The sequence below is a fragment of the Flammeovirga pectinis genome, from assembly GCF_003970675.1.
Classification (GTDB): Bacteria; Bacteroidota; Bacteroidia; order Cytophagales; family Flammeovirgaceae; genus Flammeovirga; species Flammeovirga pectinis.
Genome location: NZ_CP034562.1, coordinates 588,805 through 605,755 on the forward strand (window position 1 = coordinate 588,805; position 16,951 = coordinate 605,755).

The following is a 16,951-nucleotide window of genomic DNA, read 5'->3' on the forward strand; positions in this document are numbered from 1 at the left end:
GAAACCCACTTGTTACTCATCAAAAATTCAATTTGAATATGCAAGAAGAAAAGATTATAGTAGGGCTTGATATAGGTACAACCAAAGTTTGTGCTGTGGTTGGGCGAATGAATGAATATAATCAATTGGAAATATTAGGTCTAGGTCATGCAACATCTGAAGGGGTGAGGGATGGTACTGTTAGTAACATTGCTAAAACTACTGAAGCAATTGATCAGGCGATAACTGAAGCAGAAAACGATTCTCAGATTGAAATTAATGTTGTTAATGTTGGTGTTGCGGGTAAACATATAAAAAGTTTCCGTCAGCATGGTAGTATAACATTACCACATCAAGAAGATGAAATTTCTGTAACAGATGTGGATAGATTGACAAATGATATGTACCGTGTAATTACAGAACCTGGTACAGAAATTATACACGTTTTACCTTTGCACTACACGGTAGATAGCGAAGAGAAAATTAAAGATCCTGTTGGAATGGCAGGGGTAAAGTTAGAAGCAGATTTTCATATTGTAACAGCAAATAGTAACTCTATTCGAAACATTAAAAAATGTATTGAAAGAAGTAACTTAGAGTGTGATCAAATGATGCTTGAGCCATTGGCTTCGAGTATGGCTGTTTTAACGGAAGAAGAAAAAGAAGCAGGTGTAACAATTATTGATATTGGAGGAGGTACTACAGATATAGCGATCTTCTACGATGGAATAATTCGTCATACAGCGGTAATTCCTTTTGGAGGTGATATAATCACTTCTGATATTAAACAGGGATGTGCAGTTATGCAGCATCAAGCAGAGCTATTAAAAGTAAATTTTGGACAGTCTATGGCTGTAGAAACAGGAGATACTGAAGTAGTGGAAATTCCTGGTATTAATAACAGAACACCAAAAGAGATTTCAATAAAGAATCTTGCTTATATTATTGAAGCAAGAATGGAAGAGATTATTGATCTTGTAAAAGCAGAGTTAGCAGATTCTGGCTATTTTGATAAACTAGCAGGAGGTTTAGTACTTACTGGCGGTGGTTCAAAATTAAAGAATATTCAGCACCTGTTTGAATACAAAATAGGTTTGGATACTCGTATTGGTTATCCGACTGCTTTTTTAGGTAAAAGTGATAGATCTGAGAGGGTAAAAGATCCTAAATTCTCTACTGCATTAGGATTGGCATTGGCTGGTTTTAAGGCGTTAGATCAAAGAGAATTGGATAGACCTAGAAGTATTTATCAACAACCTACAGGTGGAGAAACAGTTCCTAAAGAACCAACTTCTGATAGAATTAAAGTTGCTGATACTTCCCCTGCAAGAGGTAAAAATATATTTTCAGACTTTCTTCAAAAAGCAAAAGACTTGCTTATTGACGATTATGACGATACAGAAGATTATAAAGATTAAATAGTATTATTCTAATACGTTTAGCGATTCACTTAAATTTTTCTTATTTTCATTTATAATTTAAGAAAGATGTTAAAGATTGTACCTTATTATTTATAATCTTTCAAATAATGCTATTATTTTAGCATAATATTTTAGAAATACATAACCAATCAATATTGATTGATTGAAAAATAAATTTTTCAAGTCTATGACTGAGACGAGCTACGAGTTTGACATGTCTAGCAACCCTGCTGCTAACAAAATCATTAAGGTGATTGGTGTAGGAGGGGGCGGTGGTAATGCCGTACGCCACATGTACGAATTGGGGATTCATGATGTGGATTTCTTTATCGCAAATACAGATAAACAAGCCTTAGAATCAAGTCCTGTTCCTTACAAAATTCAATTAGGTTTGGAATTGACTAGTGGTTTAGGAGCTGGTGCTAAGCCTGAAGTAGGTAGAGAATCTGCACTAGAAACTAAAGAGGAAATCAAGCAGTACCTTTCAAACGGTACTAAAATGGTTTTTATAACTGCTGGTATGGGTGGTGGAACAGGTACAGGAGCTGCACCTGTTATTGCCGAAATTGCACGTAGCTTAAATATCCTTACTGTAGGTATAGTAACTATGCCTTTCAGATTTGAAGGAAAACCTAAAGAGAGAAGAGCACTTCAAGGTATCGAAGATTTAAAAGAACACTGTGATACAGTTCTTGTAATTCTTAACGAGAAATTGAAGGAAGTATATGGTCGTTCATCAATGAGAGAAGCATTTGCACAAGCTGATAATGTATTAGCTAGAGCTGCAAAATCAATTGCTGAAATCATTACTGTTGATGCATATATTAACGTCGATTTTGAAGATGTTAATACTGTAATGCGTGATGCAGGAACTGCTGTAATGGGATCATCTATTGAGTCTGGTGAAGACCGTGCTATCCGTGCGACTGAATCTGCAATAGCATCTCCATTATTGAATAATACTGATATTACAAATGCGAAATATATCTTATTAAGTCTTGTTGTAAGTGATTATGACGATTTAGATATGAGCGAACTTGAGCAAGTAACTAGTTACATTCAAGAACGTGCAGGTCAAGAAGCTGAAGTTATCTTTGGTGTGGCTAAAGATGAATCGCTTGGTGATGCAATTAGTGTTACTGTTATTGCAACAGGCTTCGAAGAAGATGAAAATGACAAACCGGCTGAAAATTTTTTTAGCAAAGGGGAGTCAAGTTTAGGTAGTTCACAAAGAATTAAAACGCAATCAAATGCTCCTAAACCAATCTCAGAGGTAAAGGAGGTAACTCCTGTTGCGGAAGTAAAAACAGAAAAGGTAGAAGTACCTGAAAAAGTAGAAACTTCGGCGGCTCCCCTGGAAAAAGTTGAAAAAGTTGATGATACTCCTAAAAAAGTAATCTACTCTTTAAATGATGAGTATACAGGTAAAAAAGAGAAATCTGAAGTACCTAAAGATGTACTTTCATCTAAAGAGACTGAAGAAGATCAGCATTTAAGTAGTTATAAGAAATTTGAATCTGTAAAGGATATCACAAGTGAGGACATGAAAGACTTACGTGATATTCCAGCTTATTTAAGAAGAGGTGTAAAACTGAATTCTTCAAATAAGTCTTCAGAAGAAGATTCGGAGTAATTACTCTAAAAAATATATTTTGAACCTCATTGTGAATACAATGAGGTTTTTTTTATACTTTTTAAGTAGGCACCTATCTTAAATAGAATTTTTTTATCTTGAAACCTAAGGTGATACTTTACCTTGATAAGATTTAGAATAATAGATTACTACTAAATTATTTAGTACTAGTATATGACTTGTAGATAAGGTTTAATACCGTTCCGGCTATAACTAAAAGCATACCTAAAATTACTTCTAAAGAGAAGAACTCACCAAAGAAATACATTCCATACAAAGCACCATAAATTACACTCGTATAATTCATACTTGATACAGTAGCTGCATCATCATCAGATTGATAGGCTTTTGTCAGTAATATTTGCCCAATTTGAGAAAGAATACCTATCGAAAGTAGTGCAAGCCAAGTAATTCCTTGCGGTGTAACCCATTCAAAATAAGTCCATAAACCTGTAATAGGAACTGCTACAAAAGGAAAGTAGAAAACAACTACAACTGGATTTTCTAATCCTTTTAATTTACCAATCACTGTATATGCAGCAGCAGAACCAATAGCACCTAATATGGCAATTGTTAAGAAAACAGGATCAACTCTTGGGTCAAAACCTTTTATGAGAATAACACCAATTATACTTAATCCCATAAATAAAAATTGAAGCGGCTTTAATGGCTGTTTTAAAAACAACATTGCAAATAAAGCGGTGAATAGTGGTGCTAAATTTTGTAATACTACAGCTGTAGCTAAGGGTAAATTCTGAAAACTAGCAAAGACTAATATTAAAGAAACTGTACCAAAAAAACCTCTAAGAAAGAGTAGTTTCTTATTACTACCCCATAAATAGATACCGGCTTTTTTAAGTGTAATATAACTAATTACAAGAGAAGTAAGTGCTCTGAAAAATACAACTTCTTGAGGTGGAATTTGTGGAATTGATTTTACAATCAACTGCATAGAAGTCATAACAAATGCTGCTGCAAGCATTTGTTTAGCTCCAGTACCTATGTGTATTTTCATGAATTGAATATTCTATTTATCTAATTTGTTACAATTTTAGTTTTTATTTGTCAATATCCTCGCACAATTGATATATATCAGTTGAGAATTCAGAATTGCTAACGAAATTGCATAAATCTCAGATCAAATTAGACATGAACTCAGACAAACATTTAGAAACTTGTTATCACTGTGGAGAGGACTGCATTGACGAAATAATTAAAAATGAGGAGGACAAATCTTTCTGTTGTAATGGGTGCCATATGGTGTATGAACTTTTACAAGAGAATGATTTATCTGATTACTATAAATTAAATAACCAACCTGGAGTTCGTCAAAAAGGGAGATCCCAAAAAGATAAATTAGCCTATTTAGATGATGAAACTATCCGTAGAAAATTAATTGATTTTACAGACGGAGGTGTATCTAAGTTAAGTTTTTACTTACCACAAATTCATTGTTCATCATGTATTTGGCTTCTAGAAAAATTACCAGCTTTACACGGTGGAGTTCATGAAGCAAAAGTCAATTTTTTAAAAAGAGAAATATATATCACTTTCTCGGAAGAGAACCTAACACTTAGGACATTAGTAGAGCTCCTGATCAACTTGGGTTATGAACCATTAATTAATCTAGAAGATTTAGAGAAGAATAAAAAGAAAGAAGCATCTAGAGAACAAGAGAAGTCTTTTTATATAAAATTTGGTGTTGTAGGTTTTTGCTTTGGCAATATTATGATGCTTTCTTTTCCAGAATACTTAGGAATAACTGTAGAAGACCAGGGTTTTATAGAGTTGTTTGGATACCTAAATGTGTTGTTGAGTATTCCAGTTTTCTTTTATGGAGCAAGAGATTATTTAACTTCTGCTTGGAATGCAATTAGACATGGAGGTGTGAATATTGATGTGCCTATATCTTTAGGTATAATGGCCTTAATGTTTAGAAGTTTATACGAAATTTTTACAGAAACTGGAGCGGGCTATCTAGACTCTTTAGGAGCCTTAATTTTCTTACTATTAATAGGGAAGTGGTTTCAACAAAAAACCTTTGATAATATTTCTTTTGAACGAGATTATAAATCCTATTTTCCAATTGCAGTTACACGTATTGTAAAAGGAATTCAAGAAAATATACCCCTTTCTAAATTAACTGTTCACGATACATTGGTTGTGAAAAATGGTGAACTTATTCCGGCAGATGCAATTTTAAAGAAAGGAATAGGAGAAATAGATTACTCTTTTGTTACCGGAGAATCAAAACCTGTTAGAAAGATATCTGGAGATGGTTTATATGCAGGAGGAAAACAAACCGGTGGAGTTATCGAAGTAGAAACAACAAAAGAAGTTTCTCAAAGTTATTTAACCCGATTATGGAATGAACAAACGTTTCAAGAGGAAGATACCAAAGCATTTCTTCAGACAAAAACGAATATTATTTCTAAATGGTTTACGCTTGTTATTTTATTAGTAGCAGGCATTGCAGGAGGTTATTGGTGGTCTGTTGATGGGGCTACTCATGCGGTAAATACATTCACATCAGTATTAATTATTGCTTGTCCATGTGCATTAGCATTAAATGCTCCATTTGCTTTAGGAAATTCAATGAGGATAATGGCTAGATTTGGTCTCTTTACAAAAGATACTGAGGCTGTTGAGAAAATGTCCTCCATTAATCATTTGGTATTTGATAAAACAGGTACCATAACGTCTGCAAAAGAACAAGCCATTAATTTTGAAGGAGATGAGCTTTCTGAAGAAATGAAGTCACTTGTTTATGCTGTTACCTCTCAATCTACACATCCTGTAAGTAGTAGAATTGCTCAATCATTAATATCATTTGATAAAAAAATAGAAGTAGAGAACTTTAAAGAAGTAGAAGCTTCTGGGATTGAAGGAATAATTGATGGTAAAGTAATTAAGTTAGGAAAAGCAGCTTTTGTAAATGCAGATAAAAATATGGAGAAAACCTTTCAGACGGTTTCTTATGTTTGTATAGATAATAAGGTGATAGGGAGGTTTACTTTAGCGCAATCCTTAAGAAAAGATATTGATAAGCTTATGCAAAAGCTTTATTCAAAAGGGTATAAGATTTCATTATTATCAGGTGATAATTCTTCTGAACGTAAAAAATTAGAAAAGATTTTTCCTAAGGGCACGGCAATGCATTTTGAACAATCACCACAGGATAAAATGAACTTTATTAGTGATAATCAAGAAAAAGGAGATAAAGTACTGATGATAGGGGATGGCCTAAATGATGCAGGAGCTTTAAAACAAGCAAATATTGGTATCGCAGTAGCAGAAGATGCACATCAGTTTTCTCCGGCTTGCGATGGAATTTTAGCAGCGAATAAGGTTAAGAAATTAGCAATGTATTTGCGTTTTTCTAAAGCTGCAACAATCATGGTATATGTAGGGTTTATAATTTCATTCCTTTATAATATTCTTGGGTTGTCTTATGCAGTACAAGGGAATTTGTCCCCAATAATAGCAGCGATTTTAATGCCTTTGAGTTCAATTTCTGTTGTGTTAATAGGGATGTTAGGAACAACATTTAGTGGTGCTCGGTTGTTAGGGAAATAAAAAAAGCCCATTAATCAAACTAAGTGATTAATGGGCTTTTCTATTTTAAATGGAGTCTTAATTTATTTGTTCTATATCACCAGAACCACTCACTTTAATCTTTGTGCGAGTAGGCTGACCTTTATATCTAATATCTCCCGATCCAGAAACTCTAGCAGTAATTTCTTCAGTAGCAAAGCAATCAACATCGCCAGAGCCACTTACAGATATTGTAACAATTTTGGCTTCTAATCCTTTCGTATCAATATCTGCAGAACCACTTACCGAGATAGATAAACTATTAGCATTTCCTTTAAGGTACAATTCACCAGAACCACTTAATGATGTTTCTATAGTATTTGCATTTATTTCGCCACTAAAAGAACCAGAACCACTACCTGCAATTTCAATATCATCAGTTTCTAATATACCCTTTGATATAATATCTGATGAACCTGAAAAACTTATTCCAGATAATTTTTCAGTGTAAGAAATCCTTACCTCAGCATTTACATTGCGAACACCTTTACGAGGGTAAATACTTAATTTCCCATTTGTTATTTCTGTAATGATATCAGTAGTTTTAGTTTTACCATGTACTATTATAGTCGCAGTGTTTTCGTTGCTATGTGAAACCTCGACATCGAAAGAACCGCTAATTTTTATTTTTTCAAAATTATCTAAACTCCTCGTTGTTTCTTCTTGAGCATATAGAAAAGTTGTAAAAAGGAGAAGAAGAGTACTAAGAATAAATTTATAATTCATTTTTTATTGTAATTTTGTGTTTCAATATTTTTATTAATGTTGAATAACAACAATTAACAAACTAAATATTGTGTGAAATTAATAGTATTATGCTTTAAAGACATGCTTTAACCTTAAAGGTTGCATGAAATAAAGATCCATTTAAATAGGGTTACTTTTGTCATCCTTTTTTAGATTTAAAATACTGTTATTCGTGTTTTCAAACTTGAAATATATAAAAAGAAAGATTATCTCATGAACGACTTGAAAAGATCAGATTTTGAGGTTAATAGATTAGGTAAAGCCACGTTATTATCTCCGATTTTTAAAAACTACGCCGAAGAAGCTCCAGATAAAGAATTTATTGACGATTCAAGAAGGATTATATTTGATGCTTCAATAGAAGCATATAATGCTAATAAAGAATCGAGTGAAGATCCAATATCATTCTTAAAAGCAGGTGCTAGAAAAGAAATTTATTTTGATCCATCTAAAACAAAAGCTGCAATTGTGACTTGTGGTGGTTTGTGTCCAGGAATTAATAATGTAATTCGTGGATTAGTTAATGGATTATACTACAGATATAAAGTAAGAAACATTTGGGGTATTCAATATGGTTATCAAGGATTTATTCCTGAGTATGGCCATGAAATGATTAAATTATCTCCAGACGTTGTTAAAGATATTCACTTATTTGGTGGAACTATTTTAGGTTCATCAAGAGGTCGTCAAGATATCTCTGCAATGGTTGATGCTCTTGAAAGAGAAAATATCAACATATTATTTACTATTGGTGGTGATGGTACTTTAGCAGGTAACCATGTAATTAACGAAGAAATTAAACGTAGAGGTTTAAAAATCGTTACTGCAGGGATCCCTAAAACTATTGACAACGATGTTAATTTTATGACCAAAACATTCGGTTTTGATACAGCTTTTACAACGGCTGCAGCTGTGGTAAGAGATGCTCATAACGAAGCAACTGGTGCATATAATGGTGTTGCAATTGTAAAACTAATGGGTAGAGACTCTGGTTTTATTGCAGCAAATGCAGCTTTGGCAATGCCTGACGTAAACTTTGTATTAGTGCCAGAATCTAAATTTGACCTTCACGGGGAAAAAGGATTTTTAGCAGCGTTAAAATCAAGAGTAGTAGACCGTCATCATGCGCTAGTAGTAGTTGCAGAAGGAGCAGGTCAACATCTTTTTGATGAAGGCGATGAAGTAAAAGATAAGTCTGGTAATGTAAAGCATAAAGATATCGGAGTATTCCTTAAGGATGAAATCGGTAAATTCTTTACAGGTGAAGGCATTGAAGCTACAGTTAAATATATTGATCCGTCATATATTATTCGTTCAGAAGTAGCTATCCCTGCAGATAGTGTATTCTGTAATGATTTAGCTTTAAACGCAGTGCATGGTGCAATGGCTGGTCTTACTGACTTTGTTGTTGGACGTTGGCATAACCAGTTCACATATTTACCTATTCCTGTAGCAACTGCTTCAAGAAAGAAAATAGATGTTGATGGTTCATTATGGTGGTCAGTTCTTGAAACAACAGGGCAGCCTATTAACATGACGAATGAGAAAAAATAATATTGTCATATTCTGATAATTTATTACATATAAAAGGGAAGGTACTGTAAAAAGTATCTTCCCTTTTTCTTTTAGGTACTTGTTGGGTACTTTCATATACCACACCTAAAGAAAACAAATATGTATTTATCAAAATGCTCTTCTTTTTATATAGTATTGTTACTGTTATTTTCTATCAATTTCACTATCAATGCTCAATCTGACAAGAAAAAGAAGTCAGGAAAGAAAGAAATGACAAAGTTTAATACAGTTGAAGAAAGAAAAGGTGTTAAACTGAGGGTTGTACCAGGACCAATGTACGATCCATCTATTAAGTTTGGGCTTTTTGTAGCACCAATGTTAACCTATTATCCATCTAAAGGAGATACAATTTCTCCTGTTTCTATGACTTCTTTTTATGGAATGTATACCACAAATAACTCTTATATAGCTGGTTTTAATAATGAACTATATTTAAAAGAAGATACTTGGAGGGTACGCGTTCGGGCTGGAGGTGGCGGATTAAATAAAGATATTTCTCTCTATAATGTATATGATAATACGCTAGATGTAGATACAACAAATATTACGACAGCCGATGCAAAGCAGAATGTATTTCAGTTTGACTCTTATTTAATGAGAAGAGTTTACAATAAATTGTACATGGGTTTAGGCTATAATTATAAAAAGATTGATTTTGAAGGTAATAATTCAAGAGCAGATACTTTAGTTGAAGCAAATGGATTAGCGGGCAGTTCTGGAAATAATGGAGTTGCTTACAAGATGGATTTTGATACTCGAGATAATGTAAACTATCCTTATAAAGGTTACTTTTTGAGTTATACAGGATATCAATACTTTAATTCTGGAGGTAAATCAAATGCTTATTTTGCTAACCTACTTAAAATAATGGGTTTTTGGTCTATCAATAAAAATTCTAGGCATGTTATAGCCGCAAAAGTTTATGCAAATTTGTTAGCAGGAGATCCAGAGGTTGCTAATTTCTCTTATTATGGTAGAGTAAATGGCGATGTACAACGGGGGTATCAGTCAGGAAGGAGAGTTGATAAAAATGCTTTAAATATTGAAGTTGAATATAGATGGACTACCCCTTTATTTGATAATAGATTAAGATTTATGGGACTTTTGGGGAACGGTAAAGTTTTTGGCTATTATAATGATTTTACGGAAGCAGAATGGCTACCTGTTGTTGGTGTTGGAGTTCGATATGCTATTTTACCTTACGAAAGAATTAATGTAAGATTAGATACAACATACAGTAAAGATGGTTTTATATGGTATTTTGGAATAAGAGAAGCATTTTAAATGTATAAAAGCTCTATATGAATCATCAAATAGAGCTTTTATATTTTCAGTTTTTTTTATTAAGGTAAAACAGGTGCTTTTGTAATTTCTGCTGGTATTTTAGAAGTAAGTGTACCTAAAAACGCAGTGATATTAGAAGCTTGTTCATCTGTGATGTCTTTGTTTGATTGTAATTTTGCCATAATCTTAACAGCATCTTCAAGTTTGGCAACAGATCCATCATGAAAGTAAGGAGCTGTTTTCGTTACATTTCTTAGGGTCGGCACTTTAAATAAATATTTATCAGCTTCTTTCCCCGTGACATCTTTTCTACCTTCATCATGTTTTTTAGAACCAGTTAAGTTCCAATAATCTCCATATAAACCAAATTTCTGGTACATATTCCCTCCAAACATATTTCCAGAATGGCAAGTAACACAACCAGCTTCTTGATAATCTCTAAGACCTTGAGCTTCTTTTGCAGAAAGTAAATATGCATTACTTTCTTGCGCTAAGAACCTATCAAACCTGGAAGGGAATAATAATGTTCGTTCAAAAGCACCAATTGCATTTCCTACATTTTGATAAGTCACAGGGTTTTTCTGATCAGGAAATGCTTTCTTAAATAATTTAGCATATTCGGCTACTTCTTGTAGTCTATCAATTACTGCTTTTTCGTGTGGCATTGCATGTTCAATAGGGTTTAAAATTGGTCCTATTGCTTGTTCTTCTACATCTTTTGCTCTTCCATCCCAAAACTGAGTAAACTGTAAAGCTGCATTGTAAACTGTAGGTGAGTTCCTTTCTCCAAATTCACCCGTATCACCCGGAGATGTGGTTTTATTATCTACTCCAAAAGTTGCTAAATCATGACACGAGTTACAGCTGATATTTCCTTCATTAGAAAGGCGAGTATCAAAATAAAGTAGTTTTCCTAGCTCAATCTTAGTATCATTTAATGGGTTCTCTGGGTTTGGTGCTGTTTTAGGCAAAACTCCGAACATAGAAGAAGCTACTTTCCATTCTTCTTTAGTTACTTTTTCTGCTTTTGCTGATTCGGATTTCTTGCCATCGCCTGAACAAGATGTTAGTGCAAATGCAATAACAGAAATGTAAATTACTGCTTTTTTCATTTTTATTTAATTTAAGAATACGTGTGTGAATTAAAAATAGGTTTACTATTAGCTATATTAGTAAATCGAATTATTTAGTTGTGATTATATTCAATTAAAAATCGAATTAATTGGTTTAAAATTTCGTGAGAGTTCTTAATTGTAGATTATATTTGAACATTCACTTTATATTATAAAAACATGAAAGTAATTATTCCAGTTGCAGGTAGAGGTTCAAACTTAAGACCTCTAACTAATACCCAACCTAAAGCCTTATTACCAGTCGCGGGAAAACCTGTTATCGCTCATATTATTGATATATTTATCGATGCAGGGTTCGATGACTTTATAATTGTAATAGGTTATATGGGAGCAAGGATAGAATCTTTTATTCTTGATAATTACAAAGATACAAAAATTCAATTTAATTTTGTAGTACAAATACCTAGAGAAGGGTCTGCTCATGCAGTTTATGTTGCACATGAGTTATTTAAAGATGAAAAGGAAGTAGTTATTTGTTTAGGAGATTCTATTGTAAATTTTGATGCAAAGAAAATGCTGGCAAACCCAAATTCTGTAGTAGGAATTCAGAAAGTTGATAATCCTGGTAAAGTTGGGGTGGCAGAAGTAATAGAGGGTAATAAAGTAAAGAAATTTGTAGAGAGGCCAACTATACCAAAATCTAATTTAGGGTTAGTAGGTATTTATAAAATAGTTGATGTTCCTACATTTATTGAATGCCTTGATTGGGTTATAGAAAATAATATAACATCTCAGAACGAAATAGTTATTACAGGTGCCATACAGAAGATGGTAGAAAAGGGAGCTCATTTTGATATTCAAGAAGTAGGGAATTGGTACGACTGTGGAGCAAAAAGATCTTTATTAGAAGCTAATGCTACTCTATTGGGGCGTCCTGGTTTTCAGGCAACAACAGATGATGATTTAAAATGTGAAAATTCTATTCTAATTCAGCCTGTTAAAATTGGTAAGAATACTATAATCAAGAATTCAATTATTGGGCCTAATGTTGTAATTGGAGAAGATGCAATTATTGATAATTGTAACCTTCAAAATTCAATTATTGGAGCATATACAGACCTTAAAGATTTATTATTAAAAAACTCTTTGGTTGGTCATGATTCAACTTTAAAAGGAATAGCTCAAAGTTTAAATTTGGGAGATCATACAGAAATAAATTTTGGAAATTAATAAGATCGAAGGTTGGGATTCTTTTTATAAGTCACCTAATGCATTTGGAAATCCTTATCCAGAATTGATTCATTTTTTAGAGGAGATTAAAATTAAAAGGAATTTATTAGATCTAGGTGCCGGTCAGGGCAGAACTACAATTCCTACTACAAAGTTAGGCTATAAAGTTACTGCTGTTGATTATTCTAGAGAAGGTATCTCTATAATTAAAAATTCTTTGGAAAAAGTTGATACGGAAGTTGCAGATATATTTGACTACAAAATTAGTCAGATGTATCAGATAATACTTTTAGATGCAGTAATACATTGTCAGCCCGAAGATTTAGAAAGAGAAAGTCAGCTCTTTAAATCCATAGAAAATAAGTTAGAAAAGGATGGCTTTTTACTCTTAATTACTCACCAATGGGATATGAGAGAAGATCACCTAATAAAGCTATTTAATAAAAATTATCAGTCATTAAAATTCCAATTCAATTCACATATTGTTCATTCTTTCATACCACCAAATCAAATAGAAAAAAGTAGTATGGAAATGTCGTTTATGTGTTTTAAAAAAATAGATAGAAATGAGTAAGACAGCATTAATCACAGGAGCTACCTCTGGCATTGGTAAAGCAACAGCAGAATTATTTGCAGAGCATGGTATACATTTAATTATTTGTGGTAGAAGACAAGACCGATTAGATCAATTAAAAAAAGAGCTAAAAGAAAAAGTGAATGTACATACTTTGTCTTTTGATGTTAGAGATAAAGAAGCTGTATTTAGTAAACTAAACTCATTACCAGATGAGTTTAAAGTAATAGATATTTTAGTAAACAATGCTGGGAATGCACATGGTTTATCTCCTATTCAAGATGGAAATGTTGATGACTGGGATGCCATGATTGATATTAATGTAAAGGGATTATTGTATGTTTCTAAAGTTATTATTAATCAGATGAAAGAGCGTAAGGCAGGGCATATTATAAATATAGGCTCAATTGCAGGTAAAGATGTTTATCCCAATGGAAATGTTTATAACGCATCAAAATTTGCTGTAAATGCTTTAAACGAAGCAATGCGTTACGACCTTAATGAATTTGGTATTCGAGTTGGTGCTGTTCACCCAGGGTTAGTAAATACAGAATTTTCTGAAGTGCGATTTAAAGGAGATAAAGAAAAAGCAGAGAATGTGTATAAAGGTTACGATCCATTATATGCAGAAGATATTGCTGATATTATCTATTTTATGGTATCAAGAAAACGCCATGTAAATATTGCAGACCTTGTTGTTTACCCAACAGCACAAGCATCTGCAACAATTTTGAATAAAAATAATTAGTAAGAAAATCTATCCTATCTCTTTTTAAGAGAGTAAAAAAAAGTGAGTCACCTCGAAAAGAAGTGACTCACTTTTAATATATAGAAGCTTATAAATTACTTCATAATTGTTTCCTCTCTATCTGGTCCCATAGAAACCATTGTGATAGGAACACCAATGTAATCTTCGATGAATTTAACGTACTCTAATAATTCAGTTGGAAGTTGTTCAAATGGAAGCTTTACATCCACTTCTTGATTCCATCCTTTTAGCGTAGTATAAACAGATTCTTTAATATCTTCTAAATCGTAAGGTACTTCTGTTGTAGTAGTACCATCTTTTAGAATATACTCCGTACAGATTTTGATCTCTTTAAAAGTATTCATTACATCTGCCTTCATCATAAATAATTCAGTAGCACCGTTAAGCATTACTGCATATTTTAGCATAGGAAGATCTAACCAACCACATCTTCTTTGACGACCTGTAGTAGCACCAAACTCATGACCTAAGTTTTGTAAGTCTTCTCCAACCTGATCAAAAAGTTCTGTTGGGAAAGGACCTGAACCTACACGAGTACAGTATGCTTTAAAGATACCAAAGATATTCTTCTGAGCATTTGGAGCAACACCTAAACCAGTAGAAGCACCTGCAGCAAAAGTAGTAGAACTTGTTACAAATGGATACGAACCAAAATCTACATCAAGTAAAGAACCTTGAGCACCTTCTGCTAATACTTTTTTTCCTGCTTTTAAAGCATCGTTTACAAAGTACTCACTGTTTACGAAAGTAAGTTTCTTTAAGAACTCAATAGCACTAAAGAATTCTTCTTCCATTGCAGGTAATTGCTCAGTGAAATCGAACTTGTAGAAGTTTAAGATTTCAATGTGTTTAGCTTTTAAAGCATCGTACTTTTCTTGAAAGTTTTCAGCAAATAAATCACCTGTTCTTAAACCTACACGTGCAGACTTATCTTGGTAAGTTGGTCCGATACCTTTTAAAGTAGAACCAATTTTTTGATCACCTTTACTCTTTTCATAGGCAGCATCAAGCAATCTATGTGTAGGAATAATTAAGTGTGTTTTCTTAGAAAGAAGTATTTTTTCTCTAATTGAAAAACCAGCTGCTTCTAATTTTTCAATTTCTTCGCGGAAAATACGAATGTCAAGTACTACACCATTACCAATAATATTAGCTGTTCCCTCTTGGAAAACACCTGAAGGAATTTGGTGAAGTACAAACTTCTTACCATCGAATTCTAAAGTATGTCCTGCGTTGGGTCCACCTTGGAAACGTGCAACAACATCATACTTTGGAGCAAGGACATCGACAACTTTGCCTTTTCCTTCATCTCCCCACTGCATACCTAAAAGAATATCCATTCTTAATAGAATTATATTATAGTCCTGTATTAATTTTCAATAATAAATTATGCAATTAACTACGGTTTAACCTTAGTAATTGCATTGCTTCTCCACGTCTAGTTACTGTTTGGAATACTTTATCTAGTTTCGTGATCTTTAACAACTTTGTCAGTTGTTCAGGTGGTGATATTATTAACATTTTTCCTTTATGTTGAGAAATGTCAGTATACAATCGCACAAGCATACTTAACCCACCACTATTCATGTGATTTACCTCTGATGCATCCACTACAAAATCAATATTACCAGACCTTGTGAAAATCTTTGCATCTCGAATTAAAATTTTTTCTTTAGGTAACCCTAAATAATCTCCTTTTAACTTAATATTTATAATTTGATCATAAATAAAGAAGCTGTATTCCATTTTTTTCTAGTTTTTAGTGAAAAACCTCACAAATATAACTTGAAGATAGTTAGGAAACTGTAATCAATTATAATTTTATCATAACTTCGGGGTTGAAAGTGTGTTTCTTTTAAAATAATAAGGAAAAAAAAGCATTTTTTATTAGTAGAACTATCAAAGTAAGGCGATGAATACATTTGGAAAAGCATTTCGAATCACAACTTTTGGCGAATCTCATGGCAAAGCTATTGGTGTAACAATAGATGGTTGTCCTGCAGGCGTACAATTTGACTTAGAGGAAATTCAGAATGAATTAGATAGACGTAAACCAGGTCAATCAAAAATTACAACTCAAAGAAAAGAAGCGGATTCTGTAGACGTTCTTTCTGGAGTTTTTGAAGGCGTTACAACTGGAACACCTATTGGATTACTTATTTGGAATCAAGACCAAAGAAGTAAGGATTATTCTCATATTAAAGATGTATTCAGACCTTCTCATGCAGATTATACTTACCATGCAAAATATGGTAATAGAGATTATAGAGGTGGAGGTAGAAGTTCTGCAAGAGAAACTGCAGCAAGAGTTGCAGGTGGAGCAGTAGCAAAACAATTTTTAAATAGCTTAGGAATTAAGTTTAATGCTTATGTTTCTGAAGTAGGTGATATTAAAGTATCTGATGATTATACTACTTTAGATTTTGCTGAAGTAGAAAAAAATATAGTTCGTTGTCCAGATGCTGAAAAGGCAGAAGCAATGATCGAATTAATAGATCAAGTAAGAAAAGATAGAGATACTATTGGAGGTATAGTATCTTGTGTTATTTCTGGTGTACCTGCAGGTTTAGGTGAACCAGTTTTTGATCGTTTAAATGCAGAATTAGGAAAAGCAATGCTAAGTATCAATGCTTGTAAAGGTTTTGAATACGGTAGTGGTTTTGCAGGAACTAAATTAAGAGGTTCTACGCATAATGACGCTTTCTATGCTGATGATGCTGGAAAAATTAGAACAAAAACAAATTTATCAGGAGGTATTCAAGGTGGAATATCTAACGGTGAAGATATTTATTTTCGTACAGCATTTAAGCCTGTTGCTACAATTATGGTAGATCAGGATTCTATTGATAAGGATGGAAATGAAGCTACAGTATCTGGAAAAGGAAGACACGATCCTTGTGTTGTTCCAAGAGCGGTACCAATTGTAGAAGCAATGTCTGCTTTAACTATTGCAGATATGGTTATAAGAGCAAAAGGAAATCGATTAGATCAAATTCTTGATAAATAATTCAAGAGAAAATATATTAAAAGACAAACTATTTCTATTTTGAAGTAGTTTGTTTTTTTATGCAT

General features: G+C 33.0%; 14 protein-coding genes. 9 read left to right on the plus strand and 5 right to left on the minus strand.

Features of this window, described 5'->3' with window-relative positions; genetic code table 11:
• Nucleotides 1–38: 38 nt before the first annotated feature.
• The gene (gene ftsA, locus EI427_RS02430; RefSeq protein ID WP_126611225.1) at nucleotides 39–1,397 is read left to right on the plus strand and encodes a cell division protein FtsA; all 1,359 of its coding nucleotides are present in this window, start codon (nucleotides 39–41) and stop codon (nucleotides 1,395–1,397) included.
• 190 nt (nucleotides 1,398–1,587) lie between these two features.
• Entirely contained in the window at nucleotides 1,588–3,033 is a 1,446-nt protein-coding gene (gene ftsZ, locus EI427_RS02435; protein ID WP_126611227.1) for a cell division protein FtsZ, read from the plus strand.
• Nucleotides 3,034–3,190: 157 nt separating this feature from the next.
• On the opposite strand, the gene EI427_RS02440 is transcribed toward ftsZ, so the two are convergent.
• Nucleotides 3,191–4,048 (minus strand): DMT family transporter, encoded by an 858-nt coding sequence (locus EI427_RS02440; RefSeq protein ID WP_126611229.1) that lies wholly within the window; start codon nucleotides 4,046–4,048, stop codon nucleotides 3,191–3,193.
• Between the two features lie 134 nt (nucleotides 4,049–4,182).
• Between EI427_RS02440 and EI427_RS02445 the strand changes: the two genes are divergently transcribed.
• Entirely contained in the window at nucleotides 4,183–6,609 is a 2,427-nt protein-coding gene (locus EI427_RS02445; RefSeq protein ID WP_126611231.1) for a heavy metal translocating P-type ATPase, read from the plus strand.
• Between the two features lie 57 nt (nucleotides 6,610–6,666).
• On the opposite strand, the gene EI427_RS02450 is transcribed toward EI427_RS02445, so the two are convergent.
• A complete protein-coding gene (locus EI427_RS02450) occupies nucleotides 6,667–7,353 on the minus strand; it encodes a head GIN domain-containing protein (RefSeq protein WP_126611234.1) in 687 nt (228 codons plus the stop codon).
• A 234-nt stretch (nucleotides 7,354–7,587) separates the two neighbouring features.
• On the opposite strand from EI427_RS02450, the gene EI427_RS02455 reads away from it, so the two are divergent.
• Nucleotides 7,588–8,928: an ATP-dependent 6-phosphofructokinase gene (locus tag EI427_RS02455; protein ID WP_126611236.1), complete on the plus strand. Its 1,341-nt coding sequence runs from the start codon at nucleotides 7,588–7,590 to the stop codon at nucleotides 8,926–8,928.
• Nucleotides 8,929–9,048: 120 nt separating this feature from the next.
• Entirely contained in the window at nucleotides 9,049–10,233 is a 1,185-nt protein-coding gene (locus tag EI427_RS02460) for a BamA/TamA family outer membrane protein (protein ID WP_126611238.1), read from the plus strand.
• A 59-nt stretch (nucleotides 10,234–10,292) separates the two neighbouring features.
• Here EI427_RS02460 and EI427_RS02465 read toward each other — a convergent pair whose 3' ends face one another.
• On the minus strand, nucleotides 10,293–11,345 hold the full coding sequence (locus EI427_RS02465; protein WP_126611240.1) for a cytochrome-c peroxidase: 1,053 nt from the start codon (nucleotides 11,343–11,345) through the stop codon (nucleotides 10,293–10,295).
• Nucleotides 11,346–11,525: 180 nt separating this feature from the next.
• Between EI427_RS02465 and EI427_RS02470 the strand changes: the two genes are divergently transcribed.
• From EI427_RS02470 to EI427_RS02480, 3 genes are read left to right on the plus strand one after another with little or no spacing between them, the layout of a single operon-like run.
• On the plus strand, nucleotides 11,526–12,536 hold the full coding sequence (locus tag EI427_RS02470) for a sugar phosphate nucleotidyltransferase (RefSeq protein WP_126611242.1): 1,011 nt from the start codon (nucleotides 11,526–11,528) through the stop codon (nucleotides 12,534–12,536).
• The gene (locus tag EI427_RS02475; protein WP_170178372.1) at nucleotides 12,526–13,110 is read left to right on the plus strand and encodes a class I SAM-dependent methyltransferase; all 585 of its coding nucleotides are present in this window, start codon (nucleotides 12,526–12,528) and stop codon (nucleotides 13,108–13,110) included. The genes EI427_RS02470 and EI427_RS02475 overlap by 11 nt, the downstream gene beginning before the upstream one ends.
• Nucleotides 13,103–13,858 carry an SDR family NAD(P)-dependent oxidoreductase gene (locus EI427_RS02480; RefSeq protein WP_126611246.1) on the plus strand — a complete coding sequence of 252 codons (756 nt, stop codon included), beginning with the start codon at nucleotides 13,103–13,105 and terminating at the stop codon, nucleotides 13,856–13,858. The genes EI427_RS02475 and EI427_RS02480 overlap by 8 nt, the downstream gene beginning before the upstream one ends.
• Before the next feature lie 95 nt (nucleotides 13,859–13,953).
• Here EI427_RS02480 and EI427_RS02485 read toward each other — a convergent pair whose 3' ends face one another.
• Nucleotides 13,954–15,219, minus strand: a complete 1,266-nt coding sequence (locus EI427_RS02485; protein ID WP_126611248.1) for an adenylosuccinate synthase — start codon at nucleotides 15,217–15,219, stop codon at nucleotides 13,954–13,956.
• A gap of 55 nt (nucleotides 15,220–15,274) precedes the next feature.
• Complete coding sequence (locus EI427_RS02490) at nucleotides 15,275–15,625, minus strand: STAS domain-containing protein (RefSeq protein WP_126611250.1); 351 nt, start codon at nucleotides 15,623–15,625, stop codon at nucleotides 15,275–15,277.
• A 166-nt stretch (nucleotides 15,626–15,791) separates the two neighbouring features.
• Between EI427_RS02490 and aroC the strand changes: the two genes are divergently transcribed.
• Nucleotides 15,792–16,886 carry a chorismate synthase gene (aroC, locus tag EI427_RS02495; protein WP_126611252.1) on the plus strand — a complete coding sequence of 365 codons (1,095 nt, stop codon included), beginning with the start codon at nucleotides 15,792–15,794 and terminating at the stop codon, nucleotides 16,884–16,886.
• Nucleotides 16,887–16,951 lie beyond the last annotated feature (65 nt).

Excerpts from the sequence above, each read along its gene's own strand:
- ftsA (WP_126611225.1), top strand. The coding sequence starts at position 39 with ATGCAAGAAGAAAAGATTATAGTAGGGCTTGATATAGGTACAACCAAA.
- ftsZ (WP_126611227.1), top strand. The coding sequence starts at position 1,588 with ATGACTGAGACGAGCTACGAGTTTGACATGTCTAGCAACCCTGCTGCT.
- EI427_RS02440 (WP_126611229.1), bottom strand. The coding sequence starts at position 4,048 with ATGAAAATACACATAGGTACTGGAGCTAAACAAATGCTTGCAGCAGCA.
- EI427_RS02445 (WP_126611231.1), top strand. The coding sequence starts at position 4,183 with ATGAACTCAGACAAACATTTAGAAACTTGTTATCACTGTGGAGAGGAC.
- EI427_RS02450 (WP_126611234.1), bottom strand. The coding sequence starts at position 7,353 with ATGAATTATAAATTTATTCTTAGTACTCTTCTTCTCCTTTTTACAACT.
- EI427_RS02455 (WP_126611236.1), top strand. The coding sequence starts at position 7,588 with ATGAACGACTTGAAAAGATCAGATTTTGAGGTTAATAGATTAGGTAAA.
- EI427_RS02460 (WP_126611238.1), top strand. The coding sequence starts at position 9,049 with ATGTATTTATCAAAATGCTCTTCTTTTTATATAGTATTGTTACTGTTA.
- EI427_RS02465 (WP_126611240.1), bottom strand. The coding sequence starts at position 11,345 with ATGAAAAAAGCAGTAATTTACATTTCTGTTATTGCATTTGCACTAACA.
- EI427_RS02470 (WP_126611242.1), top strand. The coding sequence starts at position 11,526 with ATGAAAGTAATTATTCCAGTTGCAGGTAGAGGTTCAAACTTAAGACCT.
- EI427_RS02480 (WP_126611246.1), top strand. The coding sequence starts at position 13,103 with ATGAGTAAGACAGCATTAATCACAGGAGCTACCTCTGGCATTGGTAAA.
- EI427_RS02485 (WP_126611248.1), bottom strand. The coding sequence starts at position 15,219 with ATGGATATTCTTTTAGGTATGCAGTGGGGAGATGAAGGAAAAGGCAAA.
- EI427_RS02490 (WP_126611250.1), bottom strand. The coding sequence starts at position 15,625 with ATGGAATACAGCTTCTTTATTTATGATCAAATTATAAATATTAAGTTA.
- aroC (WP_126611252.1), top strand. The coding sequence starts at position 15,792 with ATGAATACATTTGGAAAAGCATTTCGAATCACAACTTTTGGCGAATCT.